The sequence below is a fragment of the Bifidobacterium saguinibicoloris genome, assembly GCF_019331725.1.
GTDB lineage: Bacteria > Actinomycetota > Actinomycetes > Actinomycetales > Bifidobacteriaceae > Bifidobacterium > Bifidobacterium saguinibicoloris.
The window spans coordinates 25,438-43,947 of sequence record NZ_JAHBBF010000005.1; the positions used below are offsets into that span (position 1 = coordinate 25,438).

General features: G+C 67.7%; 18 protein-coding genes. 4 read left to right on the forward strand and 14 right to left on the reverse strand.

Annotation, left to right across the window (positions count from 1 at the left end; translation table 11 throughout):
• Positions 1-106 precede the first annotated feature (106 nt).
• Together thrC and KIH78_RS04745 are read left to right on the forward strand one after the other, a co-directional pair.
• Entirely contained in the window at positions 107-1,597 is a 1,491-nt protein-coding gene (gene thrC / locus KIH78_RS04740; protein WP_219131483.1) for a threonine synthase, read from the forward strand.
• 182 nt (positions 1,598-1,779) lie between these two features.
• Positions 1,780-2,400, forward strand: a complete 621-nt coding sequence (locus KIH78_RS04745; RefSeq protein ID WP_219131484.1) for a GNAT family N-acetyltransferase — start codon at positions 1,780-1,782, stop codon at positions 2,398-2,400.
• Positions 2,401-2,478: 78 nt separating this feature from the next.
• Here KIH78_RS04745 and KIH78_RS04750 read toward each other — a convergent pair whose 3' ends face one another.
• Genes KIH78_RS04750 through KIH78_RS04760 form a run of 3 tightly spaced genes read right to left on the reverse strand, consistent with a single transcriptional unit; the run spans position 2,479 to position 6,025 of the window.
• Positions 2,479-3,165 carry an HAD family hydrolase gene (locus KIH78_RS04750; protein ID WP_219131485.1) on the reverse strand — a complete coding sequence of 229 codons (687 nt, stop codon included), beginning with the start codon at positions 3,163-3,165 and terminating at the stop codon, positions 2,479-2,481.
• A complete protein-coding gene (locus KIH78_RS04755; RefSeq protein WP_219131486.1) occupies positions 3,162-5,012 on the reverse strand; it encodes a DNA repair protein RecN in 1,851 nt (616 codons plus the stop codon). The genes KIH78_RS04750 and KIH78_RS04755 overlap by 4 nt, the downstream gene beginning before the upstream one ends.
• Positions 5,012-6,025: an NAD kinase gene (locus tag KIH78_RS04760; protein ID WP_236034421.1), complete on the reverse strand. Its 1,014-nt coding sequence runs from the start codon at positions 6,023-6,025 to the stop codon at positions 5,012-5,014. Before KIH78_RS04760 ends, KIH78_RS04755 begins: the two co-directional genes overlap by 1 nt.
• A gap of 198 nt (positions 6,026-6,223) precedes the next feature.
• Between KIH78_RS04760 and KIH78_RS04765 the strand changes: the two genes are divergently transcribed.
• Both KIH78_RS04765 and KIH78_RS04770 read left to right on the forward strand, forming a co-directional pair.
• On the forward strand, positions 6,224-7,687 hold the full coding sequence (locus KIH78_RS04765) for a TrkH family potassium uptake protein (protein WP_219131488.1): 1,464 nt from the start codon (positions 6,224-6,226) through the stop codon (positions 7,685-7,687).
• 84 nt (positions 7,688-7,771) lie between these two features.
• A complete protein-coding gene (locus tag KIH78_RS04770) occupies positions 7,772-8,440 on the forward strand; it encodes a potassium channel family protein (RefSeq protein WP_219131489.1) in 669 nt (222 codons plus the stop codon).
• A gap of 63 nt (positions 8,441-8,503) precedes the next feature.
• Here the strand turns inward: KIH78_RS04770 and KIH78_RS04775 are convergent, their stop codons facing one another.
• The 11 genes from KIH78_RS04775 to thiS form a co-directional block, all read right to left on the reverse strand.
• Positions 8,504-9,247 (reverse strand): TlyA family RNA methyltransferase, encoded by a 744-nt coding sequence (locus KIH78_RS04775; protein ID WP_219131550.1) that lies wholly within the window; start codon positions 9,245-9,247, stop codon positions 8,504-8,506.
• A 76-nt stretch (positions 9,248-9,323) separates the two neighbouring features.
• Positions 9,324-9,497: a hypothetical protein gene (locus KIH78_RS04780; protein ID WP_219131555.1), complete on the reverse strand. Its 174-nt coding sequence runs from the start codon at positions 9,495-9,497 to the stop codon at positions 9,324-9,326.
• Complete coding sequence (locus KIH78_RS04785; RefSeq protein WP_219131490.1) at positions 9,494-10,534, reverse strand: HAD-IIA family hydrolase; 1,041 nt, start codon at positions 10,532-10,534, stop codon at positions 9,494-9,496. The genes KIH78_RS04780 and KIH78_RS04785 overlap by 4 nt, the downstream gene beginning before the upstream one ends.
• A gap of 8 nt (positions 10,535-10,542) precedes the next feature.
• Complete coding sequence (locus tag KIH78_RS04790; protein WP_219131491.1) at positions 10,543-12,576, reverse strand: helicase; 2,034 nt, start codon at positions 12,574-12,576, stop codon at positions 10,543-10,545.
• A gap of 55 nt (positions 12,577-12,631) precedes the next feature.
• On the reverse strand, positions 12,632-13,954 hold the full coding sequence (gene tyrS, locus KIH78_RS04795) for a tyrosine--tRNA ligase (protein ID WP_214315609.1): 1,323 nt from the start codon (positions 13,952-13,954) through the stop codon (positions 12,632-12,634).
• 224 nt (positions 13,955-14,178) lie between these two features.
• A complete protein-coding gene (locus KIH78_RS10585; protein WP_236034422.1) occupies positions 14,179-15,147 on the reverse strand; it encodes a putative ABC transporter permease in 969 nt (322 codons plus the stop codon).
• A complete protein-coding gene (locus tag KIH78_RS04810; protein ID WP_219131492.1) occupies positions 15,144-15,656 on the reverse strand; it encodes an HD domain-containing protein in 513 nt (170 codons plus the stop codon). The genes KIH78_RS10585 and KIH78_RS04810 overlap by 4 nt, the downstream gene beginning before the upstream one ends.
• Before the next feature lie 177 nt (positions 15,657-15,833).
• Positions 15,834-16,235, reverse strand: coding sequence for a rhodanese-like domain-containing protein (locus tag KIH78_RS04815; RefSeq protein WP_214315613.1), 402 nt, complete (start codon positions 16,233-16,235; stop codon positions 15,834-15,836).
• Between the two features lie 68 nt (positions 16,236-16,303).
• Positions 16,304-17,134 carry a thiazole biosynthesis adenylyltransferase ThiF gene (gene thiF / locus KIH78_RS04820; protein WP_219131493.1) on the reverse strand — a complete coding sequence of 277 codons (831 nt, stop codon included), beginning with the start codon at positions 17,132-17,134 and terminating at the stop codon, positions 16,304-16,306.
• Positions 17,134-18,003, reverse strand: a complete 870-nt coding sequence (locus KIH78_RS04825; RefSeq protein ID WP_214315617.1) for a thiazole synthase — start codon at positions 18,001-18,003, stop codon at positions 17,134-17,136. The genes thiF and KIH78_RS04825 overlap by 1 nt, the downstream gene beginning before the upstream one ends.
• Before the next feature lie 78 nt (positions 18,004-18,081).
• Positions 18,082-18,276, reverse strand: coding sequence for a sulfur carrier protein ThiS (gene thiS, locus KIH78_RS04830; RefSeq protein WP_219131494.1), 195 nt, complete (start codon positions 18,274-18,276; stop codon positions 18,082-18,084).
• Positions 18,277-18,510 lie beyond the last annotated feature (234 nt).

The window sequence follows — 18,510 nt, forward strand, 5'->3', positions numbered from 1 at the left end:
TCCGCCGTATGACGAATCTCACCCATTGGACGTCCACCGTCATGGAACGGGTCCACGGTAGACTGGTGGGTGGTTTATCGTCTCTTCTGCAAGTTAAGGATCCGCCGTGGCCACCACATTCCATTCCACCCGTTCCACCACCGACGCGCTGACCGCCAAGCAGGCGATCCGCAAGGGCATCGCCGACGACGGCGGCCTGTTCGTCACGGACGATCTGGGCAAGACCAAGGTGGACGTCGCCTCCCTGCCCGGCAAGTCCTATCAGGAGATCGCGGCCGAGGTGCTGGGCGCCCTGCTGCCCGACTTCGGCGAGGACGAGCTCAAGGCGTGCATCGACGCCGCCTACGGCGAGCAGTGGTCCGACCCGCGCATCACCCCGTTGAAGCCGCTCGGCGAGGACTACATCCTCGAGCTGTTCAACGGCCCGACCTCCGCGTTCAAGGACGTGGCGCTGCAGATCCTGCCGCGCTTCATGGCGCGCACCACGCCTACCGACGGCGACAAGGACGAGAAGATCATGATCCTGACGGCCACGTCGGGCGACACGGGCAAGGCGGCGCTGGCCGGCTTCGCCGACGCCCCGGGCACCGCGATCACCGTCTTCTACCCGGAGGGCAAGGTGAGCCAGGTCCAGGAGCTGCAGATGACGACGCAGACCGGCTCGAACGTGAACGTGGCCGCCGTGGAGGGCAACTTCGACGACGCGCAGTCGGCCGTCAAGCGCATCTTCGGCGACAAGGAGCTCGCCGGGCGTCTTGCGGAGGATTCGCACGTCGTGCTTTCCTCCGCGAACTCCATCAACGTGGGTCGTCTCGTGCCGCAGGTCGTCTACTACTTCTCCGCGTACGCGCAGCTGCTCGCCGATCAGGTCATCAACGTGGGCGACGAAGTCGAGTTCGTGGTGCCGACCGGCAACTTCGGCGACATCCTCGCCGGTTACTACGCGAAGCTGCTCGGCCTGCCGGTCAAGCATCTCGTGGTCGCCTCGGACAAGAACAACGTGCTGTTCGACTTCCTCACGACCGGCACGTACAACCGCCAGCGCCCGTTCTTCCAGACGATCAGCCCGTCGATGGACATCCTCATCTCCTCGAACCTGGAGCGCATGCTCTACTACCTGTCCGATGGCGACACGCGTCTCATCGCCATGCTGATGAACGACCTCAAGAACTGGGGCACGTACGAGATCCCGGAGGACCTGCTCGCGAAGATCCGCAAGTTCTTCGGCTGTGGCTGGGCCGACGAGGACCAGGTGCGCGCGATGATCGCCGACTGCTGGGAGAAGAACCACTACGTCATCGACCCGCACACCGCGTGCGCGTACTTCGTCGCGCAGCAGATGCCGCGCGATCCGCTGACCCCACGCGTGATCCTCGCGACCGCGAGCCCGTACAAGTTCCCGCGCGTCGTCAACGAGTCCCTCGGCTTCGACGCGACCGGCACCGATTTCGAATGCATGGACGTGCTGGCGAAGGAGACGGGCACGGTCCCGCCGGCCGCGCTGCGCGGCCTCGAGACGGCCGATGTGCGCTTCGACACCGTCGTCCCGATCGACGGCATGGAGGACTTCGTCGAGCAGGCCGCCAAGGCGCTGTAGCCGGGCCCTCATATCCCCGAAACCCCCTCGGTCGTCTTCCGCGCGACCAAGGGGGTTTCTTCTACGGCAGGAAGACCGCGTGACCGGGACCGACAACCATCGGCAACCCATGTGAATTGCCGGTAAACACGGCCATGTCGCCGATTCCGCCGGCTTTAGAATGAGCCGTGAAGGGAGCCACCATGACAGACAACGCCGTTACCTTGCGCAAGACCGAACCATCCGATTACCCGCTGCTCGAGCAGTGGTGGAACGACCACACCATCGCCGACGGGTGCCGCATCAGCGTCGACGCGCTGCCCGCCTCCACCGTGGACGAGCAGTTCCACGCATGGAGCGACATCGACGACGACCGTCATTTCGGCCGCACCATCCTAGACCCGTCCGGCAACCCGATCGGCCACATCTCCGCATGGGGCTGCGAGGACCCGGACCGCGACCCCGTGATGGGCATCCTCGTCGGCCCGTATTTCCAGGGCCGCGGCTACGGCAGCCAGGCGATGAAGCTCGGCATCCGTCTCGCCGCCGAACAGCTCCGGGCGAAGACCATCACCGTCAAGGTGTGGTCGTTCAACCTGCGCGCCCGCCATATGTTCGAATCACTCGGCTTCACCGAGGTCGACCGCGAGGCCGACGCCGTGGAACGCAACGACCGCTGGTACGACGAGGTGATCTACAAGGCGCCGATCAAGCGGCTCACGGACCGCATCGCCGCCGAGATCGTCGAACGCGAGGAGGGCGAGGAGCTGGAGCGCCGCCGCTACGCGGCCGAGCGGCCCTCCGACCTGCTGCCGGTGCGCTGAGCGTCGATCGAACGCCGCCGGGGCCGGCCATCGCACGACGTCCGGCCCCGGCCAGAACGGGCACGTCCGGCAACCGGTCTACAGGTCGCGCGGGGCGTCGCGGAAGTCGAAGAGGACGCCGTCCGCCTCGCGTACGATGACCGGCCAGTCGGCGTCAGACGAGTCGTCGTGCATGGCCCAGACCTTCATGCCGACGGATTTGGCGGAGCGGACGGCGACGAGCAGGTCCTCGAACACCGTACAGTCAGCGGGCTCCACGCCGAGGCGGGCGGCGGCAAGGAGGAACACGTCGGGCTTGTCCTTGCCGACGTCGTTCGCGTCGTCGACGGAGACGATCTCATCGAACAGTTCGAGCATGCCGACATGCTCGAGCGCCGGTTCCCTGAGACGCGGCGGCAGGGAGGTCGCGACCCCGAGCCGCACGCCGCGCGCGCGAAGGTCATGCAGATAGTCGAGCGCGCCGGGCTTGGCCTCGACGGTGGTGGCGTAGGCGACGCGCGCCATCTCGTCCCACTCGTCCATGAGCTCCTCGGGCGTGTCCGGCAGATCGAAGCGCGCGATCGTGTATTCGGCGATTTGTCGGAACTGCATGGGTGCGACCTTGGCCATGTAGTCGTCGGGCACGGCGATGCCACGTTTGGCGAGGAAATCGATGTCGACCTGGTCCCACACGCCCATCGAGTCGAGGAGCGTGCCGTCGAGATCGAAGATGGCGGCCCTGCGGCGCGGAACGGAGACGGCGGCATCGGTGACGGCGGCGGTCATAGGCGGGAGTCCTCCAACAGTTCGCGGGCGTGGTCGAGCGAGGCTTCGGATTCTGAGCCGGAGAGCATGCGCGCCACCTCGTGGACGCGCGCGTCGTCCCGCACCTCGTTCACGGTGGTGACGACGCCGAGATCGTCGTCGTCCGCGTCCGGCGGCTCCTTGGTGACGACGAACTGCGCGTCCGCCCAGCTCGCCACCTGTGCGAGGTGCGTGACGACGATGACCTGCGAGCTGCGGGCGAGCCGTGCGAGACGCCTGCCGAGTTCGACGGCGGCCTTGCCGCCGACGCCAGCGTCGACCTCGTCGAAGATGAACGTCATGCCGGCAGACGGCGCCGACGCCCCATCATCGCCGTCATCGCCGTCATCGCCTGCCCCGTCAGTACGCGCGGAGGCGCCAGCCGGAGCCGTGTGCATGTCCGCGGCGGACAGTTCGAGGGCGAGCATGAGTCGGCTCAGTTCGCCGCCGGATGCGCTTTTGCCCATCGGCAGCTGCGGCGACCCCTCGTAGGGGGTGAACAGGAACGCGATGTCGTCGCCGCCGTTCGCGTCGAGCGCATCGTCGCCGGAGCGCGGCGTGACGCGGATTTCAAGGGACGCGCCGTCCATGGCGAGCGAGGACAGCTCCTCGGTGACGCGCGCGGCGAGTCGCTTCGCGGCCGCGGCGCGCGCGGAGGACAGCGCGTCGGCGGCCTGTGCGGCGGCCTCATGCAGCCGTTCGCGTTCGGATTCCAGTTCGGCGAGCTTCTCCGGCGAGGCGTCCAGGTCCTCGATGTCGAACGCGGCCTTGTCGCGCCAGGCGATCACGTCCTCGATGGACGGCCCCCAACGGCGGGTGAGCTCGTCGAGGTCGTGGATGCGCGCGTTGAGCGTGTCCAGATCCGTCTCCCCCATGTCCTCGCCGAGGTGGCCGGACAGGGTGAAGACGATGTCGGCGAGGTCCGTGTTCACGGAGTCGAGACGGTCGGCGAGTTCGCCGAATTCGCCGTCGGAGACGCGGATGCCGCGCAGCGCCTGCGCGGCTTGGGTGATGAGGTCGGAGGCGCCGGGCGTCTCGACGTCGCCGATGTCCAGCTGGGAGGCGTCGAGCGCGCCGATCGCGCGGGATACGCCTTCGGCGATGTCGGCCGCGTTCTCGATGCGCTCGCGTTTCGCCTTGAGCTCCTCCAGTTCGCCCGGATGCGGGTCGACGGCGTTGATGCGGTCCACCGATTCACGCAGATAGTCGGCCTGCGCGCGTGCGGACGACTCCTGCGAGCGCAGGCGCTCCAGCCGCGCGTCCATGTCGGCCAGTTCGCGCCATGCGGCGTGGTAGGCGGCCAGTTCACGTCCGTCGCCGGCGGCGTGGTCGAGGAAGTCGCGTTGGCGTGCGGCGGAGGCGATCCTCAACTGTTCGGCCTGTCCGTGGATGGTGACGAGTTCGCCGGCGACGGCGGCGAGCACGGAGCGCGGCACGGTCCTGCCGCCCAATACGGCGCGGGAGCGTCCGGTGGCGCGTACGGTGCGGGCGAGGAACAGTTCGCCGTCCTCCGGTTCGACGCCGGCGCGGCGGGCGATGGCGAGCGCGCCGCCGGAAAGCGCCTCGTCGGCGTCGTCGCCGTCGGTTTCGGCGGGTTCGTCCGCACCGTCCTCGTCGTCGACGGCGAAGATGCCCTGCGCCCACGCCTCGGCGGCGCCCACGGACACGCGTTTGGCGTTGGCGGGGCCTCCGGAGATGAGTGACAGCGCGCTGAGCAGCATGGATTTGCCGGCGCCGGTCTCGCCGGTGATGGCGGTCATGCCAGGCGCCGGCGTGATGACGGCGGAGCGGATGGGGCCGAGGTCGCGCAGGGAGAGTTCCTCGAGCATCAGCGGGCCTCCCCGTCCGCGGGCGAGGCTCCGGCGCCGTCGGCGTCTTCGTCATGGCGATGGTAGTCGGCGTGGTCGGCGTAGGCGGAACGGAAGTCGGCGCCGTCGCGCTGCGTGCGGCTCTGGCCGCCGTGCGCAGCCTGCTCACGCCATCCGACGACCGGCAGGTCGAACTTGGTGACGAGACGGTCGGTGAAGGGCGCGCCGGATAGGCGTGCGAGACGCAGCGTCCCGCGGGAGGCGCGCACGTCGACGCGCGTGCCCTTCGGCAGGGCGCGCTGGCGGCGGCCGTCGCAGCAGATCCACCCGCCGGACATGGAGTCGTCGAGGATGCTGATGGTGAACGTGGAGTCGGCGCCGATGACCAGGGGCCGGGCGAACAGCGCGTGTGCGGCGAGCGGCACCAGTTGGAGGGCCTTGACGTTCGGCCACATGATGGGGCCGCCGGCGGAGAACGCGTACGCGGTGGAGCCGGTGGGCGTGGACACGATGACGCCGTCCGCGCCGAACGAGCTCATCTCCACGTCGTCCACGCTGATGGACAGTTCGACCATCTTGCCGCGGTCGGCGCGTTCGAGCGTGATGTCGTTGAGCGCCCAGTTCTCGATGGGCCTGTCGGCGCCGGGCAGCCACACGTCCACGTGGGCGATCATGCGCTCGTCGATGGAGTAGTCGCGGGTGGCGATGCGCCGGATGGCCTCGTCCATCTGGAAGCTCTCGAATTCGGCGAGGAAGCCGACGTGCCCCATGTTCACGCCGAGGATGGGCGTGCGCGTGCAGCGCACGAGTTCGGCGGCGCGCAGGATCGTGCCGTCGCCGCCGAGCACCACCACGATCTCGGTGTCGTCGGACACGACGGGAGGCTGCACGTCGAACGCGGGCGCCTCGAGATTGTCCACGACCGACACGTCGAAGCCGGCGTCGCGCAGGCGTCCCACCACATCGGACACCACGGTGCCGCTGCGACGCAACCGGGTATGTGTCACCACGACCGCATGACGAACGCCGGCCATTGCCATCCCCCTTGGAAGAAAGGTCATCAACTGGGACCAATCCTAACCGAACCGAACGAACTCGTCCGCGGCGTCGAAGGCGTTTGACCGCCAATGGGCCTACAATATCGACGTAAGGAAATCGTAAAGACGCATCCGCCCGCGTGGCACGGGGTGCGTCGACCCCGGGGCCACGGCCCGGACTGCGGAGAGGAGACCATGTCGAACCTCGTCTTTGACGAATCGTCCTCCAACCGCGAAACCTCCCGGGGACTGGCCTGGTGGTTCTCCGGCAACACGTTCGCCCAGGCGGCGTCCGAGGACACGCGACCGCGCAAGCGCACGCTCCTGCAGCATCTCATCTCCCATCCGGGACGGCTCACCATCATCTACTTCATGGCGCTCGTGGTCATCGCCACCGGCATGCTGCTGCTGCCGCCGTCCACGCCGAAGGGCGAGACCACCACGTTCTCCACCGCCCTGTTCACCGCCGTGTCCGCCTTGTCCACGTGCGGCATCTCCATCGTGAACTCCACCACGCACTGGACGCTGTTCGGCCAGGCGGTGCTGCTCGTCTCCGTACAGATGGGTGGCCTGGGCGTCATGACGTTCGCCTCGCTCATCACCCTGGCCATCAACCATCATCTCAAGGCCACGCAGCGGCTGCTCACGGCCAGCGAACTGGGCACGTCGAAGCTCAACGAGATCAAGGGCGTGCTCACCGTGGTCATCGCCACCACCCTGTTCATCGAGTCCGTCACGTTCGTGGCCCTCTCCCCCGGCCTGTTGAAGGTCAATGGGGGCAACTGGGAGAAGAGCCTGTGGGAGGCGCTGTTCTTCGCGGTGATGTCGTACAACAACGCCGGGTTCACGCCGGACGGCGCCGGCCTGCATGTCAACAGCTGGGCGGTGGGCATGCCGATTATGCTGTCCGCGTTCTGCGGCACGCTCGGCTTCCCCGTGCTGCTCAACCTCATGCGCTGCGCGCGCGGGCACGTGCCGCCGCGCCGCTGGAGCCTGCACACGAAGATCACGCTGTCGATGACGTTCATCATCGTGGCGGTCTCGCTCGTCTGGTTCCTGCTCGTGGAGTGGGACAACCCGTTCCTGTTCAAGGACGCGGACCTGGATTCCCGTCTGCGGCACGCGGTGGTGGCGGCGGTGATGCCGCGCAGCTCCGGATTCGACCTGTCGTGGGTGCCGCAGGTGAGCGAGCCGACGAAGGTGTTCATGAGCTTCATCATGTTCGTCGGCGGCGGCAGCACGTCCACGGCCGGCGGCATCCGCGTCACCACGTTCGCGGTGATCCTGCTCATCTGCCGGGCCTCGTTCACCGGGCACAAGGACGTCAACGCGTTCCATCGCCGCCTGCACACGGACGTGGCGATGACGGCGGTGAGCATCACCACCACCTGCCTGATGCTGGTGCTCGCCTCCTCGGTGGCGTTGATGCTCGTCTCCGGCGCCTCGCTGACGAACGCGCTGTTCGACTCCTGTTCGGCGTTCGGCCTGGGCGGGTACACGGTGGGCACCGCCCGCGAGAACAATCCGGCCGCATTGGCGGTGCTCGCCATCACCATGGTGGTGGGCAGGCTAGGACCGATGACCATCGCGTATTCGATCAGCCGTCCGCGCTCGCCGGAGGCGGTGCGATACCCCGAGGAGACGGTGGTGGTGGGCTGACCTCCGGCCGGCTCCCGCTGATTCCCGACTGATTCCCGAGACTCGTCCATTCAATGATTCCCAACCTCGAAGGAGCATGGTGTTATGGCCGTCAAACCGAGCAAGCGCAAGGGCCGCAGCGTCCTGGTGGTGGGCCTGGGCCGTTTCGGCAGTTCCGTGGCGTCCACGTTGAACGCGCTGGGCCAGGATGTGCTGGCCGTGGACAAGGATCCGGAGCTGGTGGCCCGCTGGTCGGCGCATCTGCCGGTGGTCCAGGCGGACATGACCGACGTGCTGGCCATCGAGCAGATCGACGCCTCCCAGTTCGACACGGCCGTGGTGGCCATCGGCGACAGCGTCGAGGCTTCGGTCATCACCACGGGCAACCTGCTGGACGCCGGCATCACGGACCTGTGGGCGAAATCGGTGTCCGTGCAGCACGCGCGCATCCTGCAGCGCATCGGCGCGCGGCACGTCATCAACGCGGAGACCGACGCCGGACGGCGCGTGGGTCATCTGGTGTCCGGCAACTATCTGGACTACATCGAGATCGAAGGCCCGCACACCGTGGTGAAGGTGCATACGCCTTCGCATATGGCCGGCAAGACCATCGCCGAGGCGCAGATGCATGACCGGTACGGCATCGTGGTGGTGGGCGTGAAGTCGCCGGGCAAGGAGTTCCAGTACGGTGAGAACGAGCTCATCATGCGTCGCAACGACGAGCTCATCCTCGCCGGCAAGCAGAGTCAGATCGACCAGTTCCTCGGCGCCTGACGCACTTCCGCACACACGCTCCTGTACGCGCGCCATACGCGTGCTCCTCGCGCGCCGCGCGGCTCACGCCCGCGCGTACAGGAGCCATTCGGCGTTGCCGTGCATGCCTTCGATGGGGCTCGGCGCGGTGGCGATGACGTCGAGGCCGTGTTCGCGCGCGCATGCGGTGACGTGCTCGAGCGCCCATGCGCGTTTGTCCGGGTCGGTGACGATGCCGCCTTCGCCCAGTCCTTCGCGGCCCACTTCGAACTGCGGTTTGACGAGGAGGACGATGTGCGCGCCGGGCGCGGCGATGGCCGCGATGACGGGGATCACGTAGGTCAGTGAGATGAAGGAGACGTCGGAGACGATCATCGCGGGCCGCCACGGCAGGTCCGCCGGCGTAACCTCTCGGATGTTGACGCCGCTCATCTCGATGACGCGCGGGTCGGCGGCGATGCGCGGCGCGAGCTGTCCGTGGCCTACGTCGAGCGCGATGACGTGCGCGGCGCCGCGGCGCAACAGCACTTCGGTGAATCCGCCGGTGGAGGCGCCGATGTCGAGGCAGTCCATGCCGTCCGGCTCGGGCAGGCCGTGGGCGCCGAACCGTTCGAACGCGCCGACGAGCTTGTAGGCGCCTCGGGAGACGTAGTCGTCGCCCTTGTCGACGACGATGCGCGTGTGCGCGGCTCCGGTGACGGCGTACGCGGGTTTGGTGACGACCGTGCCGTTGACGGTGACCTTGCCGTCCTTGATGAGCTTGCGCGCCTTGGTGCGCGAGTCGACCACTCCCCCGGCCACGAGCCACAAGTCGAGCCGGTCGGGCATGTCGAGGGGTTCGCCGGTGCCGTCCAGGCCGTCGACGATGAGGTCGTCGGTGTCGTTCATGTCGCTCATAGGGGTCTCACTTGCCGATCGCGTCGAGTTCGCGCCGCAGGGCGTCCAGCACGTTCCGGAACGTCTCGATGCGACGTCCGTCATCCATGGCGTCGATGTCCTTGAGCGCGGGGAACCGCTCGTCGAGCGGTTCCCTCGCGTCGTCGTCGGGCGTCACGGGAGGCGTCACGGAATCCGTCACAGGGCGAACTCCGGCAGAGTGACGCCGTCCATGTCCGCACCGGCGTCCGCGGCCTGCCATGCGGCGCAGACGGCGGCGCGCAGCGCGTCGACGGACGTGGCGTCGTCCACGGCGAGCGTGCGCGTGGCCGCGTCGAACGCGGCGTGCGCGTCCCCGCACTCCCATCGTCCGTCACCAAGGTCGTGCGGTTCGGGCATGGTCTCGCCGAACGCGCGCAGGTCGGGCGCGATGTAGGTGGGCCGCAGGTGGGCGGGCGCGAGCATGAGCTCGTGCGGGTTGGTCACGCCGGTGAGCACGGCAAGCGAGTCGTAGCCGCCGCGGTTGCCGGCTTCGATGTCCGTGTCGAGACGGTCGCCCACGGCGAGCGAACGCTCCTTGGGGACGAGCGCCTGGCCGCCGGTGGCGTTGAGTTCGCGCGCCTCGTCGTACATGTACGATTCGGGCTTGCCGGCGGAGGCGACGGGTTCGACGCCGGTGGCGGCGATGACCGCGCGGATCATCGAGCCGCAGCCGGGTGCGATGCCGAGCTCGCGCGGAATGGTGAGGTCGCGGTTGGTCACGAAGTAGGTGGCGCCGGCCTCCACGGCGAACGCCGCGTTGGCCATCATCTGCCAGGTCATCTCCGGGTACCAGCCCTGGATGACGGCCTGCGGCTTGTCCTGCGGGTCGTCGGTGATGACGAGTCCGGCGCGCGTGACCTCCTCGCGCAGGTGCTCCGCGCCGATGACGAGCACGGTGGATCCGGCGGGCAGGGCCTTGGCGACCATGCGGGCGGCCACCACCGAGGAGGTGATGACCTGCCAAGGTTCCACGTCGAGGCCGAAGCCCTTGAGCTGGTCGGCCACGACGTGCTGGAACCGCGACGAGTTGTTCGTCGTGTATTCGATGGTCATGCCGGCCCGTTCGGCGGCCCTGATGGAGTCGGCGGCGTATTCCACCGGGTTCTTGCCCCGGTAGACGACGCCGTCCAGGTCCAGCAGGGCCAGCTGGTAGGCTTCGGCGATCGGCTTGGCGGTGCCTTTGAGGAACTGCGTCATGGCCGTGTTCACGCCTCGGACGGGGCTTCGGTCTCGGTCTCGGCGGGCTCCTCGGACTCGTCCGCGGAGGTTTCGCCGGTCTCGCCCTCGGCAGGCTCGTCCTCGGTCTCCGCCTCTTCGGATTCAGGCTCCGTCTCGGCCGGGGCGGACTCCTCCTCGGCCTTCTCCTCGACGGCCTCGGTCTCCTCCGACTCGGGCTCCTCGGTGGATTCGGCGCCGTCCTCGGCCTCCTCGGCCGGAGCCTGGGTCTCGTCCTCGTCGGCGGTCTCGCCCTCGGCGGGTTCACCGGAGGTCTCACCCTCCTTGACCTCGCCGTCGTCCTCGGCCTCCTCGGTCTCGTCCTCGGGCGCGTACTGGGCGTCGTCCTCGGTGATACCGAGCTGTTCGAGCACTTCCGGATCCTCGAGGCCCTCGAGGTCGTGGTCGATGACCACGTCGTCGCTCTCCTCATCCTCGTCGAAGTCGGCGTACTGGTTCTCCAGCTTCTCGATGACCTGATCCAGATCGATGGCCTCGTCGTTGCGTCCGGCCTCCTCAAGGAACAGCTGCTCGGCCTGCAGGGCGCGCATGCGGTACGGGCCGGTCAGGCCCTTGGAACGGCCCAGCGTGTGCACGATCTCGATGGCCTTGTCCCACAGCTCCAGGTCGGCGAGGGCGCCGGCGTAGACGAGGAACATCTCGGCCTTGGATTCGCCCTTGAGGTACTTGGCGTCGTCGGAGACGGCGATCTCGATGGCCTTCTTCGGGCTGCCGAGACCACGCTCGCAGTCGGCGATGAACGGCAGGTAGTCGAGGAAGCCGTTCATGCGGTAGGCGGTGCGGAACTCGCGCAGCGCCTGCTTGTAGTCGCCCATGCGGTAGCAGATGAACGCGAGCGTCTCACGCGCGAAGTCGATGCGGGAGGCCTGCTTGGCGGCCCACTTGGCGTGTTCGAGCGCGGCCTTCGGATCGTCCTCGATGAGCGTGTAGGCGGCGAGGATGTGCAGGCCGATGTTCTCGGAGTGCTCCTTGGACAGGCCGCGCAGACGCTCCTTCTCGTCCTTGGACAGCATCGAGTATTCGAGGCCCTTGGGCATCTTCGGCTCGCCGGGGCGGCGGTCGGTGTACGGGTTCTGCGAGGGGAAGCTCATCGTGCCGTCGGAGTTGCGGCGCGGCTTCCTCATGTACTCGCTGCGCTTCTGGTCGCGGTATTCGCGCTTCTCCTCGTCGGTGAACCGGCGACGCTCCTCGCGAGGCTCGTCGTTGTGGAACTTGCGTTCGCGATGGTCGTCGCGCTGGTAGCGCGGGTTGCCGCCGCGACGCTCGCCGTCCTTATGGAAGTCGCGACGATCGTCCTTGTGGAAGTCCTTGCGGAAGCCACCCTCGCGACGCTCGCCGTCGCCGTCACGACGGAAATCGCGGTCGCCGTCACGATGGAAGTCCTTGCGGAAACCGCCCTTGCCGCCGCGGCGGTCGTCACGACGGAAGCCGCCGTTGCCGCGACGATCGCCGTCGCGACGGAAATCGCGGTCGCCATCGCGATGGAAGTCCTTGCGGAAACCGCCCTCGCGACGCTCGCCGTCGCCCTCACGACGGAAATCACGGTCGCCGTCGCGGTGGAAGTCCTTACGGAAGCCGCCGCGCTCGCCGTCCTTGCGGAACCCGCCCTTGCGGAAGCCGCCGGACTTGCCGTAGCCGCGACGCTCGCCGTCGCGATGGAAGTCACGGTCGCCGCCCTGGCGCGGGCCCTTGTGGAAGTCCTTGCGGAAACCGCCCTCGCGACGCTCGCCGTCGCCGTCACGACGGAAATCACGGTCGCCATCGCGATGGAAGTCCTTGCGGAACCCGTCCTTGTGGAAGTCCTTGCGGTAGCCGCCCTCGCGACGCTCGCCGCGCTCGCCGTCCTTATGGAAGCCGCCGCGGGAACCACCGAACGACTTGCCGCCGTTGCCGCGCGGCTTGAAGCCCTTGCCGCCGCGGTTGCCCGGACGGCCGGAGCCGTGGCCGTAACCGCCCTTGCGTCCGCCGAACGACTTGCCGGAACGCTCGTTGCCTTCTGCCATGTGTCTTTGCCTTTCCTACTGAGACGTCCGAAAACGTCTTGAAACGTCTACAAAATCAGTGCTTCTCGACGGCGCCGAGCGCCTTCTTGCCGCGACGGATCAGCGCGAACCGGCCGGCGAGGAAATCGCCGTCGCCGAGCACGGCCTCCTCGTCCTCCACACGCGCGTTGTTGAGGTACACGCCACCGGACTTGACGGCGCGACGCGCCTCGGATGCGGACTTGAACAGTCCGGCGGCCTGCGCGGCGTCGATCACGCGCACGCCCGCCTCGACGGACGGGAACACGTGCTCGCCGTTCTCATCGACGACCTTGAAGCCGTCGAGCACGGATTCGAGCGTGTCCTCGTCGATGGCGTTCAGGTCGCCGCCGCGGCCGAACAGCGCGGCGGAGGCGTCGATCGCGGCCTGCGTGGCGGCCTCGCCGTGCACGAAGCTGGTGACCTCCCAGGCGAGCGCCTTCTGCGCCTCGCGACGGCCCGGATTGGTCTTCGACTCCTCCACCAGACGCTCGATCTCCGCCTTCGGCAGGAACGTGAACGCCTTCAGCAGGCTCTCCATCTCCACGTCCGGACGGTTGATCCAGAACTGGTAGAACTTGTACGGGCTGAGCATGGTCGGGTCAAGCCAGACGGCGTTGCCCTCCGACTTGCCGAACTTCTTGCCGGACGCGTCGGTGATGATCGGGCTGGTGAACACGTTGACGTCCACGCCGCGCACCTTGTGGATAAGGTCCAGACCGGAGGTGAGGTTGCCCCACTGGTCGGAGCCGCCGAGCTCCAGCGTGCAGTGGTATTCGTCGTACAGGTGGAGGAAATCGTTGCCCTGCAGCACCTGGTAGCTGAACTCGGTGAAGGAGATGCCCTCCTCCGAGTTGAGGCGGCGGGCCACGGTGTCCTTGGCGAGCATCGTGCCCAGACGGAAGTTCTTGCCGACGTCGCGCAGGAAGTCGATGACGCTCATCTGCGCGGTCCAGTCGTAGTTGGACACGAAACGCACCGGGTTCGCGCCCTCGGTGACGAGGATGCCGCCGATCTGCTTCTTGAGCCTCTCGGCCCAGCCGGCCACCACGTCCTTCGGGTTGAGGGTGCGCTCGCCGGACTGGCGCGGATCGCCGATGAGGCCGGTGGCGCCGCCGACGAGGGCGATCGGGTGGTGGCCCGCCGCCTGCAGGTGACGCATGTTGATGAGCTGGACGAGGTTGCCGATGTGCAGGGAGGCGGCGGTCGGATCGAAGCCGCAATAATAGCTGATCGGCTCTCCGTTCAACGCCTTCGCGAGTCGATCCCTGTCCGTGGACTGGGAAATCAATCCGCGCCATTCCAGTTCATCGAGCAGGGTGTCGAACCCAGCCTCTTTGAAGTCGATGACGTGAGCCATAACTTGGTCGCTCTCCCTATCGAATTGTGTACTGACGGTGCTCTACTCGGATTTCAAGCGTCTCCCAGTCTCGCAGGACGCGGCGACAGTGAGGCAGGGCGTCATACGGACCATCGCATCGGCCGCCCGCGCCGGAACGCACGGGGCCGGAACGCACGGGGCCGGAGCGACGGCCGCACGGGACGCGCGGGGACGCATCGGCATGCATCGGACGGCGGCGACGGTCAGCGGCCGTCGCCGCGCCTGCTTTCGAACGCCTCGCGCAGCTGTTCGAGAGCCTCGTTGTTGCGGCTGTCGCGGCTGGTGCGCAGCTTCGGGAACGAGGCGATCATGCGGCGCTGCTGGCGGTTGAACACGGAGCCGGCGGTCTGGCGGACGCGCGCCATGAATTCGGCGGACATCTCACGGCCGGACTGGAGCGATTCGCCGAACCGTTCGCCGGTGCGACCGGCCACGCCGGCGATGCCGGAGACGGCGTCCCCCACCATGCCGGGCACCTCGCCCGCGTAGGCGGACACGTGGTCCACCGTGCCGGAAACGCCGGACGCCACGCCGGATGCCACACCGGACATGCCGGACGCCATGCCGGAGACGGCGTCGCCGACCTTCTCGCGCATCGCGTCGCCGTATTTCGCGACGGTCTCGCGGAACCGGTCGAGGCTGCCCTCGAGGTCCACGATGCCCGTCACGGTGACGATCGTATCGGCGACGACCGCGACGAACAGTACGAGGGACAACCAATGCACCACGGTCAGGGGGATCATGGCGGTGACGGCCGCCACCTGCGGCTGGACCACATCCACGATGACCACGCCGCCGACGCCGAACACCAGCGCGCCAAGCAGGCAGATGCGGCCGTTGAGGTTGAAGCGGAAGTTCGAATAATCCCACCATCGCGCATGGAACAGCCGTTCCATGGCCCATGAGGTGAAGTATTCGAGTGCGCACGCACCCACGGCGGAGACGACGAACACGGCGAGGGGCCTGCCGTGCAATCCGCCGAGCAGGACGACGGCCAGCACGGCGCCCGAGCCGTAGATCGGGCACAACGGACCGTTGAGGAAGCCACGGTTCACCGGGCGACGCTCCTGCACGGAGACGAGAATCGACTCGTACGTCCAGCCGCAGAAGCTGTAGAACAGGAACCAGAGGAACAGGTAGTCGAGGGCGAGCGGAAACGACACAGAGATCATCGCGCAGCTTCCTCCGGCCGTTCCCCCTTGTTGAACCGGTCCAGGGAGAACGTCTCGCGCGTGGCGGACAGCTTGTCCGCGAGCGTGACGAGCCACCCCTCAGCATAGCTGGGCGCGGTGGGCGTCATCGGGAACATGTGGCAGGAGATCGCATCGCGTTCGATGGCGTTGAGGCGGAAGTCCCGCGCCGCGTTGACCAGCGCCGCGTTGCCGTGCGTGAACCCGTGCAGGCGGTGCGCGCCGCCGTCCCAGTCGTGCCAGTCGTAGAGGAAATAGTCGTGCAGCAGGGCGGCGCGGATCAGCGACCTGAGGTCGACGCGCCGCCACAGGTGCATGCGGTCGGCGAGCCACACGGCCAGACACGCCACGCGGATGGAGTGCGCGAACGTGGTCACGTTGCCGTGCTGGTAGTTCATGCGCTCGCTGCGCATGTTCGGATGTGCGAGCACGTCGCGGCCATGCCTGGCGACCAGCTCACGGATCTGCGTACGGGTGAGCAGACGTGACACGGTGTTGTCGTCCTTATCGATTCGTTGCGCGACGCCGGAGCCGGAATCCCACCGGACGGTCGCGGATATGTCGGGTTTTCCGTGACCGATGGTAGGGCACGCGCGTTTCCGAAGGCCACGCCCGCAAGGATGATTCACAAGACGGTTGCGGAAGGACGGTTGCGGAAGGACCGCCGTTCATGGCCGCTGCGGCTCCGGCTCCTGTTCCCCGTCTCGCCGTTCCCGCAGGAATTCGCGGTATGCGCGGAACCCGCCTTCGAGGCTCGCCACGTCGTAGCCGCGCTCGGCGAGGATTTCGGCGACCTCCTCGCTCCACCATCCTTCGGTGCAGTAGACGACGACGGTGCGTTCCTTCGGCACGGTCCTCAGGACCCGGGCCAGCGGGTCGAGCGGCGCGTTGATCGCGCCTTCGATCGGATATGCGGCCACGTCGGCGGGCTCGCGCAGGTCGAGCAGCGTGACGTCGTTTCGGTCGAGCGCGTCGAATTCGGCCGGGGTGATGCGGCGGAACGACGGTTCCGCACCGGTTCCGGAAACGTCGGCCCCGGCAAGTCCTGTGATGTCCAGTGCGATCGGCATGACTGGTTCCCCTTTCGATTGGTCGGGGCTCCGCGGCCGGAGCCCCGCGATGATGCCGGACCTACGCGTCAGAGCGCGCAGGCCGGTTGGATGTAGCGGTCCGGATCGAGCGCGGTGATGGTCGGGGCGTCGCCGCACACCGGGCAGTCGGGCACACGCTTCGGCAGCGGCACGCGGCGGATGTTCATCGTCAGCGCGTCGACGGTGAGCATGCGCGCGACGAGCGGCTCGCCCACCCCGATGATGAGCTTCAGCGCCTCCGTCGCCTCGAGGCTGCCGATCACGCCGACGACCGCGCCGAGTACGCCGGCCTCGCGGCAGGTGGGTACTTCGCCGGCGGCGGGCATGTCGCGGAAGATGCAGCGGTAACACGGGCCAGCGCCGGGCACGACGGTCATCACCTGCCCGGCGAAGCCGACGACACCCGCGTGGATGAACGGCTTGCCGGCGAGCACGCATGCGTCGTTGATGAGGAATTTGGCGGAGAAGTTGTCGGTCGCGTCGATGACGAGGTCGTAGCGCGCGATGAGGTCCGCGATATCGTCGGCGTCGACCGGCCGGTCGAACGTCTCGACGGTGACGTCCGGGTTGAGCGCGCGGATCGCGGCGGCGGCCGATTCGGCCTTCGGCTCGCCGATTCGTGCGGTGGTGTGGATGATCTGGCGTTGCAGGTTGCTCAGGTCGACCACGTCGCCGTCCGCCAGTCCGATGCGTCCCACGCCCGCGGCGGCCAGATACAGCGCGGCCGGCGACCCCAGTCCGCCCGCGCCGATGATGAGCACCGAGGAGGCGAGCAGACGCCTCTGCCCCGTGACGCCGACGCCGCGCAGGATCAGATGGCGCGAATAGCGTTCGAGCCGTTCGTCGGTGAGCGTCGTGGCCCCCGTGTCCGCGGCCATCAGTGCAGGTACCCCGTGGTCGGGCTGGACGGGACGGCGTGGCCTTCGGTCACCTTGCCGAGTCCGGCGAGGTAGGCGGCGCGGCCGGCGTCGATGGCGTGCTTGAACGCCTCGGCCATGAGCGGGATGTTGCCCGCGGAAGCGACGGCCGTGTACGCCATGACCGCGTCGGCGCCCATCTCCATCGCATCGGCGGCCTGGCTGGGCCGGCCGATGCCCGCGTCGATGATGACCGGCACGTTCGCGTTGGCGATGATGATCGCGATGAAGTCGCGCATCCGCAGGCCCATGTTGGAGCCGATGAGCGAGCCGAGCGGCATGACGGCGGCGGCGCCGGCCTCCTCGAGCTGGCGTGCGGCGATCGGGTCCGGGAACATGTACGGCATGACGACGAACCCCTCCTTGGCCAGCATTTCGGTGGCGCGGATGGTTTCGGCGTTGTCCGGCAGAAGATACTTGGTCTCGTGCTCGATCTCCACCTTGACGAAGTCGGTGTGACACACCTCGCGCGCGAGACGGGCGATGCGCACCGCCTCCTCCGCGTTGCGCGCGCCGGACGTGTTCGGCAGCAGCGTGATGCCTTCGGGGATGTAGTCGAGCACGCTGTTCTCGGTGGTGGTGGCGCGGCGCAGCGCCATCGTGACGATCTCGGTGCCCGCATGTTCGACGGTCGCCTTGATGAGGTTCAGATCGTAGCGGCCGGAGCCGAGGATGAAGCGCGAATGGAATTCGTGGCCGCCGAGGTTCAGCGGCTTGTCTTCGACGGGCAGGATCGGCGCGGCGGTGCCGACCGGGTTGATGACCGCCGGCTGGGGAGGCAGCGGCGTGGCGTCGACGGACGCCTCGGTGACGGGGTTGATGTTGCTCATGATGGGTTCCTTCCGATATGCCTGTTCTATGCGATGTCCGTGTTCCGATGACGTTCCGGATTGCATTGCGCCCGGGTCTCAGCCGCCCTGCACGAACTGGACGATCTCCATGACGCTCCTGTCGTCGAGCATCGTCTCGGCGCGGCGTTCGCGCGGGATGATCTCGCCGTCGAGCTCGATGGCGACGCGTTCGGCCCTGAAGCCGTGCGTCTCGAGATAGTCGGCGACGCTGACCGGCGTCTCCAACGTGACCTGTTCGCCGTTGACCTGCATGGTGGACGTTCCTTCCTTTCCCGTCGTGACGGATGACGATTCCGTCGGCGCCGCCGACAAAAAAGGGCACACGAACGGAAGCCGTACCTTGAGTGGTGCGCCCATTCATGTGCCCTGACATGCGACCATGCGGGAAGGATCCGGGCGGCCGGACGAGTAACGACCGCCGTTCGCCATCCCACATGGCTTGATTATGTTGCGAAACGGTCCCCGGTATGACTCCCGGTCGACTTG